Raw genomic sequence first — 14,291 nt, forward strand, 5'->3', positions numbered from 1 at the left:
AGGACATCCGCAGCTGGATCGCCGCCTGGAACACCGACCCGAAGCCCTACGTCTGGACGAAGACCGCGGACGAGATCCTCGAACGCCTCGCCAGTTATCTGAACAGAATTCCCGACTCAGAACACTAGAGCCAGCTCGCGAACTCCAGCAGCAGCTCAGCGTCCTGTTCGCGGCCCACTCTGCGTGCCCGTACCCCGGACTCCACCGCACGGAACAGCGTCCAGCCGCGCAGCCGCTCCTGGTCCACCTCCAGGGACTCGGCGAGGCGTTTGATCCGGCGCCGGGTGGTGACCGGCCCGGACGGCGTCGCGATCAGGTCCTCCACCCGGTCTCGTACCAGCCGTGCCAGGTCGAACGCGCACTCGCCGACCACCGGATCCGGTCCCACGGCCAGCCACGGGATCCGCTCCCCGGCGAGCACCTTGCTCTGCCGGAACGTGCCGTGCAGCAAGCGGTGTTCGGGCGGCGATGCCAGCAGCTCGGTGCGGGCCGCGAGCGCCGCGTCCACCAGCGCCGCCGCCTCGGGCTCGCTCCGCCCGCCCGCCCGCATCGCCTCGGCCTGCCGGCCGGTGCGCTCCGCCACCGTCTCGAAGGTGTGGTCGCCGGGCGGCTCGACCCACAACCGCCGCAGGGTGCCCGCCGCCTCCAGCAGCGCCTTGGCCTCGGGCAGCGACCGCACCGAGACGTCGGGATGCAGCCGCTCCAGCAGCAGCACCCCCTCGGCGGTGTCCTCGGGCTCCGCGTCCAGCAGCTGTACGGCACCCAGGCCGCCCCAGTGCGCCAGCGCCGCCCGCTCGCTCTCCGGCCGGGCACGGGCCGGGGCCAGCTTCAGCACGGCCGGGGTGTCGTCCGCACGTCGCACCAGCACCACCAGGCTGCTGCGCCCGCCCGGCAGCTGCACCCGTTCCACGGTCAACTCGCGCCGGACGACGGCCCGTTCGGCCGTACCGGGCAGCCTCGCCAGCCAGTCGTCGCCGGCCGGTGCCGTCTCCCCGATCGCCCGCACCAGGCGCCGCGGCGGTTCGAAAGCCATGCGCGAGTCGTTCCTTTCCTCCTGGACCCTCCTGGATCCGCTCCTCCTGGATCCACCTGGATCCGCCTGGACCCTCCTGGATCCGCTGTACGGGCAGCGCCGTACGGATGCTGTCCGGCGTCACGCCGTCGTTGACGCGGCCCCCTTCGGGACCGTCGAACCGGTGGCGCCGGCCCGTCCGGCCGTGTCGCCGGCTCGCTCGGCGAGCCCAGGGAAGGCTACGCTCCCCCCGCTCCAGCGCACCGCCCGCACCGCTGACTCCCGCAGCGCACCGGCCGCCGAAGCCCGCCGCGCGCCGGTCGTGGCCCGCACCAGGTCCGAGTACACCCCGGCGACCCGCTCCTCCAGTTCGGCGGCGAGCCGTACCGCGGAGGCGGGGTCCGCCACCGGGAACGGCAGCGCGTAGGCGGCGTTGGAGGCCACCGGTTCGCCGCCCAGGTCACGGACCTCGCGCATCAGCGCGTCCCGGCGGGCCCGGTGCGCGTCGTAGGCGGACCGGGCATCGGCGCGCCGCGGCCCGTCGATCCGGCCGCCGACAACGCCGTACCCGTACACCGCCGCGTGCTCGGCCGCCAGCGCCGCCTGCAGGGCGGTCAGTTCGGCCTTCCCGGCCTCGTCGCCGCCGCTCACCGGGCCCCCTCGGTCAGCAGGTACGCGTGCGCGGCCCCGGCCGCCGCCACCGACGCCATCAGGCGCGCCAGTTCGCCCGGCACCTCCAGCAGGTCCTTCGCCCTGCGGTCGGCGAGGGCGCGCTCGGCGGAGGCGAGCGAGGCGAGCGCGTCCTTCGCGGTCGTGGGCACGGTCGGCGCCGACGACGGCGAGGCCGTGCCGGAGGCCGGGGCAGAGGTCTTGGAGGTCGCATTGGAGGAGGCCTTGGGGGAAGGCGACCCGGTGGCCGTGCCGCCGCCGAACGCCTTCACATGGGCAGCCACCTCGGTGCGCAGCGGCCGCAGCCGCCCCGCCAGCGCGGGATGGGCGCCCAGCACGGCGTCGTACCGCGAGAGCAGGCCGGCACTGTCCCCCGCCGCACGCGCGCGTGTCCGGGCGGACACCGACGAACTGCCGCCGCCGTCCCCGGAGTCGGGACCGGAGCAGCCCATCAGCAGGGCGGCCCCGGCGGCCGAGGCGAGCAGGGATCTTCTGCGCGGCCCTGAGGGGGTGCGCGGCGGCGGTGGGTACGGCACGGCAGACGTCCTCGGGGCACTCGTACGAAGGGAAGACCGGGCGTAGGGAAGACCGGGCGTAGGGAAGACCGGGCGTAGGGAAGACCGGGGGCGGCTCGCCCGTGATCACGGTACCCGCGCTCGCCCTCCACCCCCGACACCGGCTCGGCAGGCCCGCCTGAAGGGACGCGGGGCCGTGCCGGCGCGCGGCTGTGTCACCCGCCGCACCGCCGGAGGCAGGACGCAACACTCTCCGCGACCGGATACCCTTTGACCAGACACGCGACCCATCCCACAACAGCACACGCGGCCGAGGAGTCACCCGGATGAGCACCACCCAGAGCGAGAGGCTGCGAGAGCTGCTGGAACCGCTCGTCACCTCCCAGGGGCTGGATCTCGAAGAGATCGCCGTGGACGCGGTCGGACGCAAGCGGGTGCTGCGCGTGGTGGTCGACTCCGACACCGGAGCGGATCTGGACGCCATCGCCGATGTGAGCCGCGCGCTCTCGGCGAAGCTCGACGAGACCAACGCGATGGGCGACGCCGCGTACGACCTGGAGGTCGGCACCCCCGGCGCGGAGCGCGCCCTCACCGAGCACCGGCACTTCGCGCGCGCCGTGGACCGGCTCGTGAAGTTCCAGCTGACCGAGGGCGGCGAGCTGGTCGCGCGCATCCTGGACGTGGACGACGAGGGCCTGGACCTTGAGGTGCCCGGCGTGAAGGGCCGCAAGGCGACGAGCCGCAGGCTCGGCTTCCCGGAGATCGCCAAGGCGCGCGTGCAGGTCGAGTTCAACCGCAAGGACACCAAGGACACGAAGGACATGAAGGAAGAGGAGGAGGCGTAGCCGTGGACATCGACATGAGCGCCCTGCGGGGCTTGGTTCGGGAGAAGGAGATCTCCTTCGACCTGCTGGTCGAAGCGATCGAGTCGGCCCTCCTCATCGCCTACCACCGCACCGAGGGAAGCCGCCGTCACGCGCGCGTGGAGCTCAACCGGGAGACCGGGCATGTGACCGTGTGGGCGAAGGAGGACCCGGAGGACCTGGAGGAGGGGCAGGAGCCCCGCGAGTTCGACGACACCCCGTCCGGGTTCGGCCGGATCGCGGCCACCACCGCCAAGCAGGTGATCCTGCAGCGGCTGCGCGACGCGGAGGACGACGCGACGCTCGGCGAGTACGCGGGCCGTGAGGGTGACATCGTCACCGGCGTGGTCCAGCAGGGCCGCGACCCGAAGAACGTGCTCGTCGACATCGGCAAGCTGGAGGCCATCCTGCCCGTGCAGGAGCAGGTCCCCGGCGAGACGTACCCGCACGGCATGCGGCTGCGCAGTTACGTCGTCCGGGTGGCCAAGGGCGTGCGCGGTCCCTCCGTGACCCTCTCCCGTACGCACCCGAACCTGGTGAAGAAGCTCTTCGCCCTGGAGGTGCCGGAGATCGCGGACGGCTCGGTGGAGATCGCGGCGATCGCCCGCGAGGCCGGCCACCGCACCAAGATCGCCGTACGGTCCACCCGTACGGGCCTGAACGCCAAGGGCGCGTGCATCGGCCCGATGGGCGGCCGGGTGCGCAACGTGATGGGCGAGCTGAACGGCGAGAAGATCGACATCGTCGACTGGTCGGACGACCCGGCCGAGATGGTGGCGAACGCGCTGTCACCCGCACGGGTGAGCAAGGTGGAGGTCGTCGACCTCGCCTCCAGGTCCGCCCGGGTGACCGTGCCGGACTACCAGCTGTCGCTGGCGATCGGCAAGGAAGGCCAGAACGCCCGCCTCGCCGCCCGGCTCACCGGCTGGCGGATCGACATCCGCCCCGACACCGAGCAGGCCGGGGAGTAACCGGGCAGGTCCGGGAACAACCGGGCCGGTCCGGGGGTGACCAGGCAGGCCGGGGGTAACCGGGTGGGCCGGGAGCAACCGAGCCGACCGGGAAACGGCTGGGAAACGGCCGGGAAACGACTGGGAGGCGGTCGGGGAACGATCCCGGCCGCCGACCGCTCGGATCACGACAGGTACACGCGCGGCAACTGTTCGATCTTTGCCCTGAACGGGTGAGGTCGGTACGGGGAGGTAGACTTAACGGTGTCTGGCCGGACGCACGCGGGATCATGCCCTGAACGCACCTGTGTGGGGTGCCGGGAGCGGGCGGCCAAGGACGAGCTACTGCGGATCGTGAAGATCGAGGACGAGTGCGTCCCCGATCCGCGCGGTACGCTGCCCGGCCGGGGTGCCTATGTACACCCGGCGCCGGTCTGTCTCGACCAGGCGGTACGCCGCCGGGCGTTCACGAGGGCACTGCGCGCCCCGGGAGCGCTCGACACAAAGGCGTTGCGCCGATACGTCGAGCAGACGACAGTTGCCGAGCAGGCAGCACCGTAGGACGCGTCGTACGGAACCCCCCGTACGGCCTGGTACCTCGCGAGTCGAAAGCAGGTCGAGATTGCGATGAGCACTCGATGAGTACGCGATGAGTACGCCCATGAACTAGCGGCGGTCCGGCTTCACCCGGACCTCAAAGGAGCGAAGTGGCTAAGGTCCGGGTCTACGAACTCGCCAAGGAGTTCGGTGTCGAGAGCAAGGTCGTCATGGCCAAGCTCCAGGAACTCGGTGAATTCGTCCGTTCGGCGTCTTCGACCATCGAAGCGCCCGTAGTACGTAAGCTGACCGACGCCTTCCAGGGCGGTTCCGGCAAGTCCGCCGGCAAGCCCGCCCCCCGCAAGGCGACCCCCAAGCCCGCCGCGCCCTCTCCGGCGCAGGCGGCTCGTCCGGCTGCCCCGAAGCCGGCGCCCAAGCCTCCGACGGCTGCGCAGCCCGCCCCCGCGGCGGCGCCCACGACTCCGTCGGCCCCGCTGACCCCCACGTCGGGCCCGCGTCCGGTCCCGGGCCCCAAGCCCGCGCCGCGCCCCGCCCCGGCCGCCCCGGAGTTCACCGCTCCGCCGGCCGCGCAGGCACCGCAGGCTCCCGCCGCGCAGGGTCCGCGTCCCGGTGGCGCCCGTCCCGGTGCTCCGAAGCCCGGTGGCCGTCCGGCCGCGGGCGGTCAGGGCCAGGCCCGTCCGGGCCAGGGTGCCCCCCGTCCCGGTGGTCAGGCCCCGCGTCCCGGTGCCCGTCCGGCCGGCCCGCGCCCGGGTAACAACCCCTTCACCTCCGGTGGCTCCACCGGCATGGCCCGCCCGCAGTCGCCCCGTCCGCAGGGCGGTGGCCCGCGTCCCGGCGGCGGCCACGGCGGCCACGGCGGTCCCGGTGCCCCCGGCGCCGGTCCCCGTCCGCAGGCGCCCGGCGCGCAGGGCGGCGGTCCGCGTCCCCAGGCTCCGGGCGGTCAGCGTCCGACGCCCGGCGGCATGCCCCGTCCGCAGGGCGGTCCGCGTCCCGGCCCGGCCGGTCCGCGTCCGAACCCCGGCATGATGCCGCAGCGTCCCGCTGCCGGCCCGCGTCCCGGCGGCGGTGGCCCCGGTGGCCGTGGTCCCGGTGGCGGCGGTCGCCCCGGTGGCGGCGGCGGTCGTCCCGGTGGCGGCGGCTTCGCCGGTCGTCCGGGTGGCGGCGGTGGCGGCGGCTTCGCCGGTCGTCCCGGTGCTCCCGGTGCCGGTGGTGGCGGCGGCGGCTTCGCCGGTCGTCCCGGTGGTCCCGGTGCCGGCGGCGGTGGCCGTCCCGGCTTCGGTGGCCGTCCCGGTGGTCCCGGTGGCCGTGGTGGCACGCAGGGCGCCTTCGGCCGTCCCGGTGGTCCCGCGCGTCGTGGCCGCAAGTCGAAGCGGCAGAGGCGCCAGGAGTACGAGGCCATGCAGGCCCCGAGCGTCGGCGGCGTGATGCTGCCGCGCGGCAACGGCGAGGCCATCCGCCTCTCCCGCGGCGCGTCGCTCACGGACTTCGCGGAGAAGATCAACGCCAACCCGGCGTCGCTCGTCGCGGTCATGATGAACCTCGGCGAGATGGTCACGGCCACGCAGTCGGTCTCCGACGAGACCCTGCTGCTCCTCGCGGGCGAGATGAACTACGAGGTTCAGATCGTCAGCCCCGAGGAGGAGGACCGCGAGCTGCTCGAGTCCTTCGACATCGAGTTCGGCGAGGACGAGGGCGGCGAGGAGGACCTCGTGGTCCGTCCGCCGGTCGTCACCGTCATGGGCCACGTCGACCACGGTAAGACCCGGCTGCTCGACGCCATCCGCAAGACGAACGTCATCGCGGGCGAGGCCGGCGGCATCACCCAGCACATCGGTGCCTACCAGGTCTCGACCGAGGTCAACGACGAAGAGCGCAAGATCACCTTCATCGACACCCCGGGTCACGAGGCGTTCACCGCCATGCGTGCCCGTGGTGCGAAGTCGACCGACATCGCGATCCTGGTCGTCGCGGCCAACGACGGCGTCATGCCGCAGACGGTCGAGGCGCTCAACCACGCCAAGGCGGCCGACGTCCCGATCGTCGTCGCGGTCAACAAGATCGACGTCGAGGGTGCCGACCCGACCAAGGTGCGCGGTCAGCTGACCGAGTACGGCCTGGTGGCCGAGGAGTACGGCGGCGACACCATGTTCGTCGACATCTCCGCCAAGCAGGGTCTGCACATCGACTCGCTGCTGGAGGCCGTGGTCCTCACGGCCGACGCCTCGCTCGACCTGCGGGCCAACCCGGCCCAGGACGCGCAGGGCATCTCGATCGAGTCCCGTCTCGACCGCGGCCGTGGTGCCGTGGCGACGGTCCTCGTCCAGCGAGGCACGCTGCGGGTCGGCGACACGATGGTCGTGGGCGACGCCTACGGCCGCGTGCGCGCCATGCTCGACGACAACGGCAACAACGTCGCCGAGGCCGGCCCGTCGACGCCGGTCCAGGTCCTGGGCCTGACCAACGTCCCGGGTGCGGGCGACAACTTCCTGGTGGTCGACGAGGACCGTACGGCCCGTCAGATCGCCGAGAAGCGCGCCGCCCGCGAGCGCAACGCCGCGTTCGCCAAGCGCACGCGCCGTGTCTCCCTCGAGGACCTGGACAAGGTGCTCAAGGCCGGCGAGGTCCAGCAGCTGAACCTGATCATCAAGGGTGACGCTTCCGGTTCCGTCGAGGCGCTCGAGTCGTCCCTGCTCCAGCTGGACGTCGGCGAAGAGGTCGACATCCGCGTCCTGCACCGCGGTGTCGGTGCGGTCACGGAGTCCGACATCGACCTGGCGATGGGCTCCGACGCCATCGTGATCGGCTTCAACGTCCGCGCGGCCGGCCGCGCGGCGCAGATGGCCGAGCGCGAGGGTGTGGACGTCCGGTACTACTCGGTCATCTACCAGGCGATCGAGGAGATCGAGGCGGCCCTCAAGGGCATGCTCAAGCCGGAGTACGAAGAGGTCGAGCTCGGTACGGCGGAGATCCGCGAGGTCTTCAAGTCGTCCAAGCTGGGCAACATCGCCGGTGTGCTCATCCGGTCGGGCGAGGTCAAGCGCAACACCAAGGCGCGCCTCATCCGCGACGGCAAGGTCGTCGCGGAGAACCTCAACATCGAGGGCCTGCGTCGCTTCAAGGACGACGTCACCGAGATCCGCGAAGGGTTCGAGGGCGGTATCAACCTCGGCAACTTCAACGACATCAAGGTCGACGACGTCATCGCGACGTACGAGATGCGGGAGAAGCCGCGGGTGTGATGACCCACGGATGACCCAGGGTGCGTGACGCCGGCCGGCGGGACTTCGGTCCCGCCGGCCAGCGGGCCTTTCCGCACCCCGCGGTGACGCGGAAACCCTGTCGAGGCACCGGCGGGCACGCGGTACCGTTCTTGGTGTCCCCGGCCATACGGACCCGGGGCCACCGATCCCGTACCGGCGGGTGAACCGGTCACACACATGTACGTGGGGACTCTGTCCTTCGACCTCCTCCTCGGCGACGTCCACTCGCTGAAGGAGAAACGCTCCGTCGTCCGCCCGATCGTCGCCGAACTCCAGCGGAAGTACGCGGTGAGCGCGGCCGAGGTGGACCACATGGACCTCCACCGGCGGGCGATCATCGGCCTCGCGGCGGTCTCCGGAGACGCGGCACATCTCACCGACCTACTCGACCGGTGCGAGCGGCTGGTCGCAGGCCGCCCCGAGGTGGAACTGCTGTCCGTACGACGGCGCTTCCACGGCGACGACGACGACTGACCACAGAACGCAAGAAGAAGAAAGAACGGGAGACGGACCAGTGGCCGACAACGCGCGGGCGAAAAGGCTGGCGGACCTCATCCGAGAGGTGGTGGCCCAGAAGCTGCAGCGCGGGATCAAGGACCCGCGGCTCGGCTCGCACGTCACCATCACGGACACCCGCGTCACGGGTGACCTGCGGGAGGCGACCGTCTTCTACACGGTCTACGGCGACGACGAGGAGCGCAAGGCCGCGGCCGCGGGCCTGGAGAGCGCCAAGGGCATCCTGCGCTCCGAGGTCGGCCGCGCGGCCGGTGTGAAGTTCACGCCGACCCTCACCTTCGTCGCGGACGCCCTGCCGGACACCGCCCGGACCATCGAGGACCTCCTCGACCGGGCCCGGCAGTCCGACGCGGCGGTGCGCGAGGCGTCCGCGGGCGCCGCGTACGCCGGCGAGGCGGACCCGTACAAGAAGCCGGACTCCGAGGACGGGACGGACGAGACGGACGACGCCGCCGAATGACCAGCAAGCCCACCCCGCCCGACGGCCTCGTCATCGTCGACAAGCCGTCGGGCTTCACCTCGCACGACGTGGTCGCCAAGATGCGCGGGATCGCCCGGACCCGCCGCGTCGGCCACGCCGGCACCCTCGACCCCATGGCGACCGGCGTCCTCGTCCTCGGCCTGGAGAAGGCCACCAAGCTCCTCGGGCACCTCGCCCTCACGGAGAAGGAGTACCTGGGCACCGTCCGCCTCGGGCAGAACACGCTTACGGACGACGCCGAGGGGGAGATCACCTCCTCCACCGACGCCTCCAAGGTGACCCGGGACGCGATCGACGCCGGCATCGCCAAGCTGACCGGCGACATCATGCAGGTACCGTCCAAGGTCAGCGCCATCAAGATCGACGGCGTGCGCTCCTACAAGCGGGCCCGCGAGGGCGAGGACTTCGAGATCCCCGCCCGCCCGGTGCGCATCTCCTCCTTCACGGTGTACGACGTCCGCGACGCCGTCGCCGAGGACGGCACCCCGGTGCTCGACCTGGTCGTCTCCGTGGTCTGCTCCTCCGGCACCTACATCCGCGCCCTCGCCCGCGACCTGGGCGCCGACCTGGGCGTCGGCGGTCACCTCACGGCGCTGCGCAGGACGCGCGTCGGCCCGTACAAGCTGGACCTGGCGAAGACGCTCGACCAGCTCCAGCAGGACCTGAGCGTGATGCCGATCGCCGAGGCGGCCGCGGCCGCGTTCCCGCGCTGGGACGTGGACGCCAAGCGCGCCCGGCTGCTCACCAACGGCGTGCGCCTGGAGATGCCGGACGCGTACGCGGGCGTCGGCGCGGTCGCGGTGTTCGACCCCGAGGGCCGCTTCCTCGCGCTCGTCGAGGAGCACAAGGGCAAGGCGAAGAGCTTGGCTGTCTTCGGCTGAGCTGGGTCCTGGCTGGCCGGGTTCTTGGGTGGTCTGGGTTCTTGGGTGGTCTGGGTTCTTGGCTGGTCCGGATTCTCGGGTGGTCCGGGTACGTGGCTGGTCCGGATTCTTGGGTGGTCCGGGTACGTGGCTGGTCCGGATTCTCGGCTGGTCCGGATTCTCGGGTGGTCCGGATTCTCGGGTGGTCCGGGTCCTTGGGTGGTCCGGGTCCTTGGGTGGTCCGGGTTCTCGGCTGGTCTGGATCACCGGCCGACCGTGATCCGGTCCCCGCTCCGCAGGTGCCTGCCCGTGGAGCGGCGGCCACGGGTGACTGCCGTTGCCGCCGCTCCACGGTCCCCCCTCGGTTCCCCCACCCCTAGCGTGTGTCGGGACGCCCCCGCCTATTCACCCGTCCGGGCAGGCGCTCGGAGTGAACCGGGGGAGCGGAGGGGGGCGCTTTCACCTCGCCACCTGTCCCGCTGATCACCGCGCGCCTACCGTCGAAGGGGAGGGCGCGGGTGCACGGGCGGGGAGGCGCGGCGATGACGGGACGAGGCCGACGACCCGAAAGCGGTCACCGAACACCGAGGGGCGCTACGCGTCACGCGTACGGCAGTTGGGGTGCTGGTGCTGGTGCTGGTGCTGGTGCTGGTGCTGGTGCTGGTGCTGGTGCTGGTGCTGGTGCTGGTGCTGGCACGGGCATGGGCATGGGCATGGGGGCGGGTGCGAGGACGGGTACGGGTGCGGGTGTGCTCGTCCAGATCCGTGATCTGGCCGGCCGTCCCCGTGGCGTCGGCTTTCTCGCCGACCACCACGGAACCCTCCTCACCAGCCACGAGGCCGTCGACGGCCTGGCCCAGGTGGTGCTGCACGCGGCCGGGGAGCGCACGTGCGTGGTCGGGGCGGAGGCCGTCGTCCCGCTTCCCGCGCGCGGACTGGCCCTCATCCGCACCGAGGGGCTGGGCGTGGAGCCGCTCGCCCTGAGCGTGCGGGACCGGATCGAGGCCGGTACGTACGTCAGGATCGCCGCGGGCTGCTGGCGCGAGGCACGGGTGCTGTCCTCGACCCAGGTGACGTACACCGCCACGGACCGCTTCCATCTCCTCGACGACGCCCTGGAGTTGGCGATCGGCACGGCGGGCCGGGACGCGCTCCGGCTCGGCGGCGGCACGGCCGGCGGACCGGTGCTGGACGCGCGGACCGGCGCGGTCCTCGGAGTACTCGGCACCGCCCTGCACACCGCCCAGCGGGACGCGGGCTTCGCGGTACCGCTGCGCACCCCGGCACCCGTTCCCGCCAGGGCCGCCGCCGACGCGTGCTCGGCCGCCGAACGCGCCCTCACCGACCTGCTCGCCCGCAACGAGGCCACCGTGCCCGCCTACGGCGCCGACCTCAACCTCGCCGGTGTCCTGGAACTGATGGCCACCTCCGTGGCCCAGGACGGCCCACCGGGCGCCCTCACAGGGCACTCCGACGGAGGCGGGGTCGGGATGGGGATCGGGGTCGGGGTCGGGGCGCCGGTCGAACGTGTCGTCGTCGCAAGGGAGTTGACGATCTTCAGCGATGGCCCCCGCTCCCTGCTCGGTCTCGTCGGCGCCCCGGGCAGCGGTCGTACGACCGAACTCGCGGCCCTCGCCGCCCGCCGCGACCGGGGTGAACGGCCGGCCCCCACGCTGTGGCTGCGCGGCGCGGATCTGCGGGACGCCGACAACTCCGTGGCCGACGCCGCCCAGCGGGCTCTTGAGCGAGCGGCACGGGTCGTGACGGCGTCGCGTGGTGCGGGGGGTGGTGCGGGCGTCGAGGGGCATGCCGGTACGGGGGATGCGGCCGACCTCGCCGGTCCTGCCGGTCCCGCTGGTCCCGTAGACCTCGGCGACCTCACGCCCGAGCGGGTGGCCCGTCTCGCCGGACGAGCCGGCCGCCCCCTGCTGCTGCTCCTCGACGGTCCCGAGGAGATGCCGCCCGCCCTCGCCCACCGGTTGTCCGAGTGGTCGGACGGGACTGCCGAGTGGCTGCGCGGGAGCGGGGCGCAGTTGGTGGTGGCCTGCCGGGAGGAGTACTGGGAGCGTGTCGGCGCCGAGTTCCCCGCGGACCTGCTCCACAGGCCGGCGGACGACGTCGCCCCGCTCCCGCCCTGTGTACGGCTGGCCGACCTCACTCCGGAGGAGGCACGCCGGGCCCGCTCCCGGTACGGCATCCCGGACGGCATGCTCACCGAGCGCGACGCCCGGCACCCGCTCACCCTGCGTCTCCTCTCCGAGGTCTGCGCGGCTCTCCTGGAGTCCCCGGAGTCCCCGGAATCCACTGAGTTCCCGGAATGCTCGGAGTCGCCGGAGTCGCCGGCGGTCCGAGCCCTGGACCGGCACGACGTCTTCACCGCCCACCTCGACCTGATGTGCCTGCGCGTCGCGGTCCGCCTCGCCGCCGCCGACGGCCTGCGCGGGACGGCCGTACGGCGGCTCGCGGCCCGGGTTGCGGGGCAGGTGCACGAGGCCGCCCGGCGCAGCCTCGGCCCCGGGCAGGGTTCGCTGGACCGGGAGTCGTTCGAGGCGGTGTTCCCGTGGGGGCCCGCCCCGGCCGCGCCGGGCGGTGGCACCGGCTGGGCGTCGGCCGTACTCGCCGAGGGCCTCCTGGTCCCGGCGGGTGACGGCTACCGCTTCGCGTACGAGGAACTGGCCGACTGGCTCCAGGGCATGCACCTCGACCTGGACGAGGCCCTGCACGCCCTGGTCCATCGCCCCCGCACCCCGCAAGGAGCGCCACCGCTGCCCGTGCCGCACCATCGCGCGGGCCCGGTCGTCCAGGCCCTGCTGCTCCTCGGACGCGAGTCCGGAACCCGTCAACTCTCCTTCCGGCTCCGTGAGTTGACCGACGTCCTGGACCTGGACCCCGCCTCCTGGTGGGCCGCCCGCCTGCTGTCCCGGACCCTGCTGGAGGTACCGGAGGCGACGCCCTACCGCGAGGTGCTGCGCCTCCTGGCCGACCGCATCGTCACCTGGCGCCGCACCGGCCGCCCTGTACCGTCCGACTTCGCGCCCGCCTTCTGGACCACCGTGCCCCTCCCGGTCGCCGAACGCCTCGACCTGCTGCAACGCCTGATCCTGGCGGACGAGGCGCCGATGGGCCCGGGGGAGGGGAGCCCTGCCGACCGGGCCGCCGAGCCCCTCGGGCCCCTCGGCGACGGACGTCGTGCCGTGGAGCCAGGGAGTGACGGACGTCGTGCCGCCGAGCCGGCGGGTGAGCGGTATCTCGATGCCGTCGCCCGGCTGCTGGTGGCCGATCCCGCGGCCGTGCAGGCGCAGCTCGCGCGCTGGTTCGCGGACGAGCGGGCGTTGCCGGCGACCCCGCACGCCACCGTGGCGACCGCCGCGCAGGCGCTGCTGCACACGCACCGGCGCGGCGCCCTGGACGACCTCACCGAGGTACTGCTGGACAGCGCGCACCGCAGGGCCGACGAGCTGCTCGCCGTGCTCGCCGAGGACGAGCCCTCGGCCGTGTGCCGGGCCGTCGACCGCTGGGCGCACGACGAACGCCCCGCCCGCCGCGCCGCGGCCGTCGCTTTCGGCCTGCGCGCCGCCCCGCACGCCCGCTCGACGGCCGACCGCGCGCTGCTGCGCTACGCCGCCCAGGCCGTGCTCGCCCGCCCTGCCGACCGCACCCTGCACGGCGGCGCCCTCGGCCTCCTGGTCCGCGACCCGGACGCCCGCGACCAGTACCTGGACGAGGCACTGCGCCGCTTCTCCGACGGCGATCCACAGATCCCCCCGGACGCCCTGGTCACCGCCCTGACCACCCACTCCGCACCGGTCCTGGACGCCTTCCGTACCCGCCTGAGCGTCAGCCTCGACCCGACGGAAACGCTGCGTGCGCTCGCCGACGCCACCGCCCCGGCGCTCGCCGACGCCACCGCCCCGGCGCTCGCCGATGTCATCGACCCGGCGCTCGCCCGCCGGGCCACCGCCCTGGTCCGGGAGACCGTCGCGGTCCGGCCCGAGACGGCCGGACACGTGGCCGTGTACGTCGACCGGCTCCTCGGCCGTGGCCCCACCGCCCGTCCCGTGCTGTTGCCCCTGGTCACCGGCCTGCTCGACGGCGGCTCGGGGCAGGTCCGCGCGGCCCTCGCCACCGTGCTGGGCGCCTCCGGTTCCCCCGCCTCCCAACCGCTGCGCCGCGAACTGCTGGAACTCCTGCTCACAGAGGAGAGGGACCCGGCCGTTCTTGTCGCGCTGCTGCACACCGCCGTTGAGGCGTCCCACGAGGAGTCCGATGGTGAGGAGTCCGATGGTGAGGGGGCCGATGGTGAGGGGGCCGATGGTGAGGGGGCCGATGGTGAGGAGTCCGATGGTGAGGGGTCCGATGGGCATGCGCGTCGGGACGACGAGATGCGCGGGCTCGTGCACCGCACCGGTCTGCTTCTCGTCCGCACTCCCGAGGGCGCCACCCGTTTCGACCGCGGCCTGGTCGACCTGGCCCGCCACGTGCCCGGCTTCGCCGCACGGGTGGCCCGCTGGCTGACCGACACCCCGGACGACTGGGCCGTCGTCGTGGGCCCCAGCACCCGCCGCACGATCGAGAACCTCGCGGGAATCCGCGTACCGGCGTGAGGC

11 protein-coding genes and 1 pseudogene are annotated in these 14,291 nt (G+C 73.2%); 9 read left to right on the forward strand and 3 right to left on the reverse strand.

Annotated elements, in window-relative coordinates; translation table 11 throughout:
* Positions 1 to 128: pseudogene (locus tag ACGFYV_RS33695) on the forward strand (IS630 family transposase); the annotation flags it as partial.
* On the opposite strand, the gene ACGFYV_RS33700 reads toward ACGFYV_RS33695, so the two are convergent.
* From ACGFYV_RS33700 to ACGFYV_RS33710, 3 genes are all read right to left on the reverse strand, one after another.
* Positions 125 to 1,033 (reverse strand): aminoglycoside phosphotransferase family protein, encoded by a 909-nt coding sequence (locus ACGFYV_RS33700; RefSeq protein WP_393882329.1) that lies wholly within the window; start codon positions 1,031 to 1,033, stop codon positions 125 to 127. The pseudogene ACGFYV_RS33695 and the gene ACGFYV_RS33700 overlap by 4 nt on opposite strands.
* Before the next feature lie 120 nt (positions 1,034 to 1,153).
* The gene (locus ACGFYV_RS33705; RefSeq protein ID WP_393882330.1) at positions 1,154 to 1,663 is read right to left on the reverse strand and encodes a ferritin-like domain-containing protein; all 510 of its coding nucleotides are present in this window, start codon (positions 1,661 to 1,663) and stop codon (positions 1,154 to 1,156) included.
* Positions 1,660 to 2,217 carry a hypothetical protein gene (locus ACGFYV_RS33710; RefSeq protein ID WP_393882331.1) on the reverse strand — a complete coding sequence of 186 codons (558 nt, stop codon included), beginning with the start codon at positions 2,215 to 2,217 and terminating at the stop codon, positions 1,660 to 1,662. The genes ACGFYV_RS33705 and ACGFYV_RS33710 overlap by 4 nt, the downstream gene beginning before the upstream one ends.
* Before the next feature lie 305 nt (positions 2,218 to 2,522).
* On the opposite strand from ACGFYV_RS33710, the gene rimP reads away from it, so the two are divergent.
* The 8 genes from rimP to ACGFYV_RS33750 all read left to right on the forward strand — a co-directional run bounded on the left by rimP (position 2,523) and on the right by ACGFYV_RS33750 (position 14,288).
* The gene (gene rimP, locus ACGFYV_RS33715; protein ID WP_393882332.1) at positions 2,523 to 3,041 is read left to right on the forward strand and encodes a ribosome maturation factor RimP; all 519 of its coding nucleotides are present in this window, start codon (positions 2,523 to 2,525) and stop codon (positions 3,039 to 3,041) included.
* A 2-nt stretch (positions 3,042 to 3,043) separates the two neighbouring features.
* Entirely contained in the window at positions 3,044 to 4,030 is a 987-nt protein-coding gene (gene nusA, locus ACGFYV_RS33720; RefSeq protein WP_393882333.1) for a transcription termination factor NusA, read from the forward strand.
* Positions 4,031 to 4,273: 243 nt separating this feature from the next.
* The gene (locus ACGFYV_RS33725; RefSeq protein WP_393882334.1) at positions 4,274 to 4,570 is read left to right on the forward strand and encodes a YlxR family protein; all 297 of its coding nucleotides are present in this window, start codon (positions 4,274 to 4,276) and stop codon (positions 4,568 to 4,570) included.
* 146 nt (positions 4,571 to 4,716) lie between these two features.
* Positions 4,717 to 7,806 carry a translation initiation factor IF-2 gene (gene infB, locus ACGFYV_RS33730; RefSeq protein ID WP_393882335.1) on the forward strand — a complete coding sequence of 1,030 codons (3,090 nt, stop codon included), beginning with the start codon at positions 4,717 to 4,719 and terminating at the stop codon, positions 7,804 to 7,806.
* Between the two features lie 198 nt (positions 7,807 to 8,004).
* Positions 8,005 to 8,301, forward strand: a complete 297-nt coding sequence (locus ACGFYV_RS33735; protein ID WP_393882336.1) for a DUF503 domain-containing protein — start codon at positions 8,005 to 8,007, stop codon at positions 8,299 to 8,301.
* 40 nt (positions 8,302 to 8,341) lie between these two features.
* A complete protein-coding gene (gene rbfA, locus ACGFYV_RS33740) occupies positions 8,342 to 8,803 on the forward strand; it encodes a 30S ribosome-binding factor RbfA (protein WP_393882337.1) in 462 nt (153 codons plus the stop codon).
* A complete protein-coding gene (gene truB, locus ACGFYV_RS33745; RefSeq protein WP_393882338.1) occupies positions 8,800 to 9,705 on the forward strand; it encodes a tRNA pseudouridine(55) synthase TruB in 906 nt (301 codons plus the stop codon). Before rbfA ends, truB begins: the two co-directional genes overlap by 4 nt.
* 680 nt (positions 9,706 to 10,385) lie before the next feature.
* Positions 10,386 to 14,288: a trypsin-like peptidase domain-containing protein gene (locus ACGFYV_RS33750; RefSeq protein WP_393882339.1), complete on the forward strand. Its 3,903-nt coding sequence runs from the start codon at positions 10,386 to 10,388 to the stop codon at positions 14,286 to 14,288.
* The last annotated feature ends 3 nt before the right edge of the window (positions 14,289 to 14,291 follow it).

The organism is Streptomyces sp. NPDC048297 (assembly GCF_043201585.1).
GTDB lineage: Bacteria > Actinomycetota > Actinomycetes > Streptomycetales > Streptomycetaceae > Streptomyces.

Bases quoted from the DNA above. Each gene is read 5' to 3' on its own strand.
- ACGFYV_RS33750 (WP_393882339.1), top strand. From the start codon at position 10,386: ATGGGCATGGGCATGGGGGCGGGTGCGAGGACGGGTACGGGTGCGGGT.
- truB (WP_393882338.1), top strand. From the start codon at position 8,800: ATGACCAGCAAGCCCACCCCGCCCGACGGCCTCGTCATCGTCGACAAG.
- ACGFYV_RS33700 (WP_393882329.1), bottom strand. From the start codon at position 1,033: ATGGCTTTCGAACCGCCGCGGCGCCTGGTGCGGGCGATCGGGGAGACG.
- ACGFYV_RS33735 (WP_393882336.1), top strand. From the start codon at position 8,005: ATGTACGTGGGGACTCTGTCCTTCGACCTCCTCCTCGGCGACGTCCAC.
- rimP (WP_393882332.1), top strand. From the start codon at position 2,523: ATGAGCACCACCCAGAGCGAGAGGCTGCGAGAGCTGCTGGAACCGCTC.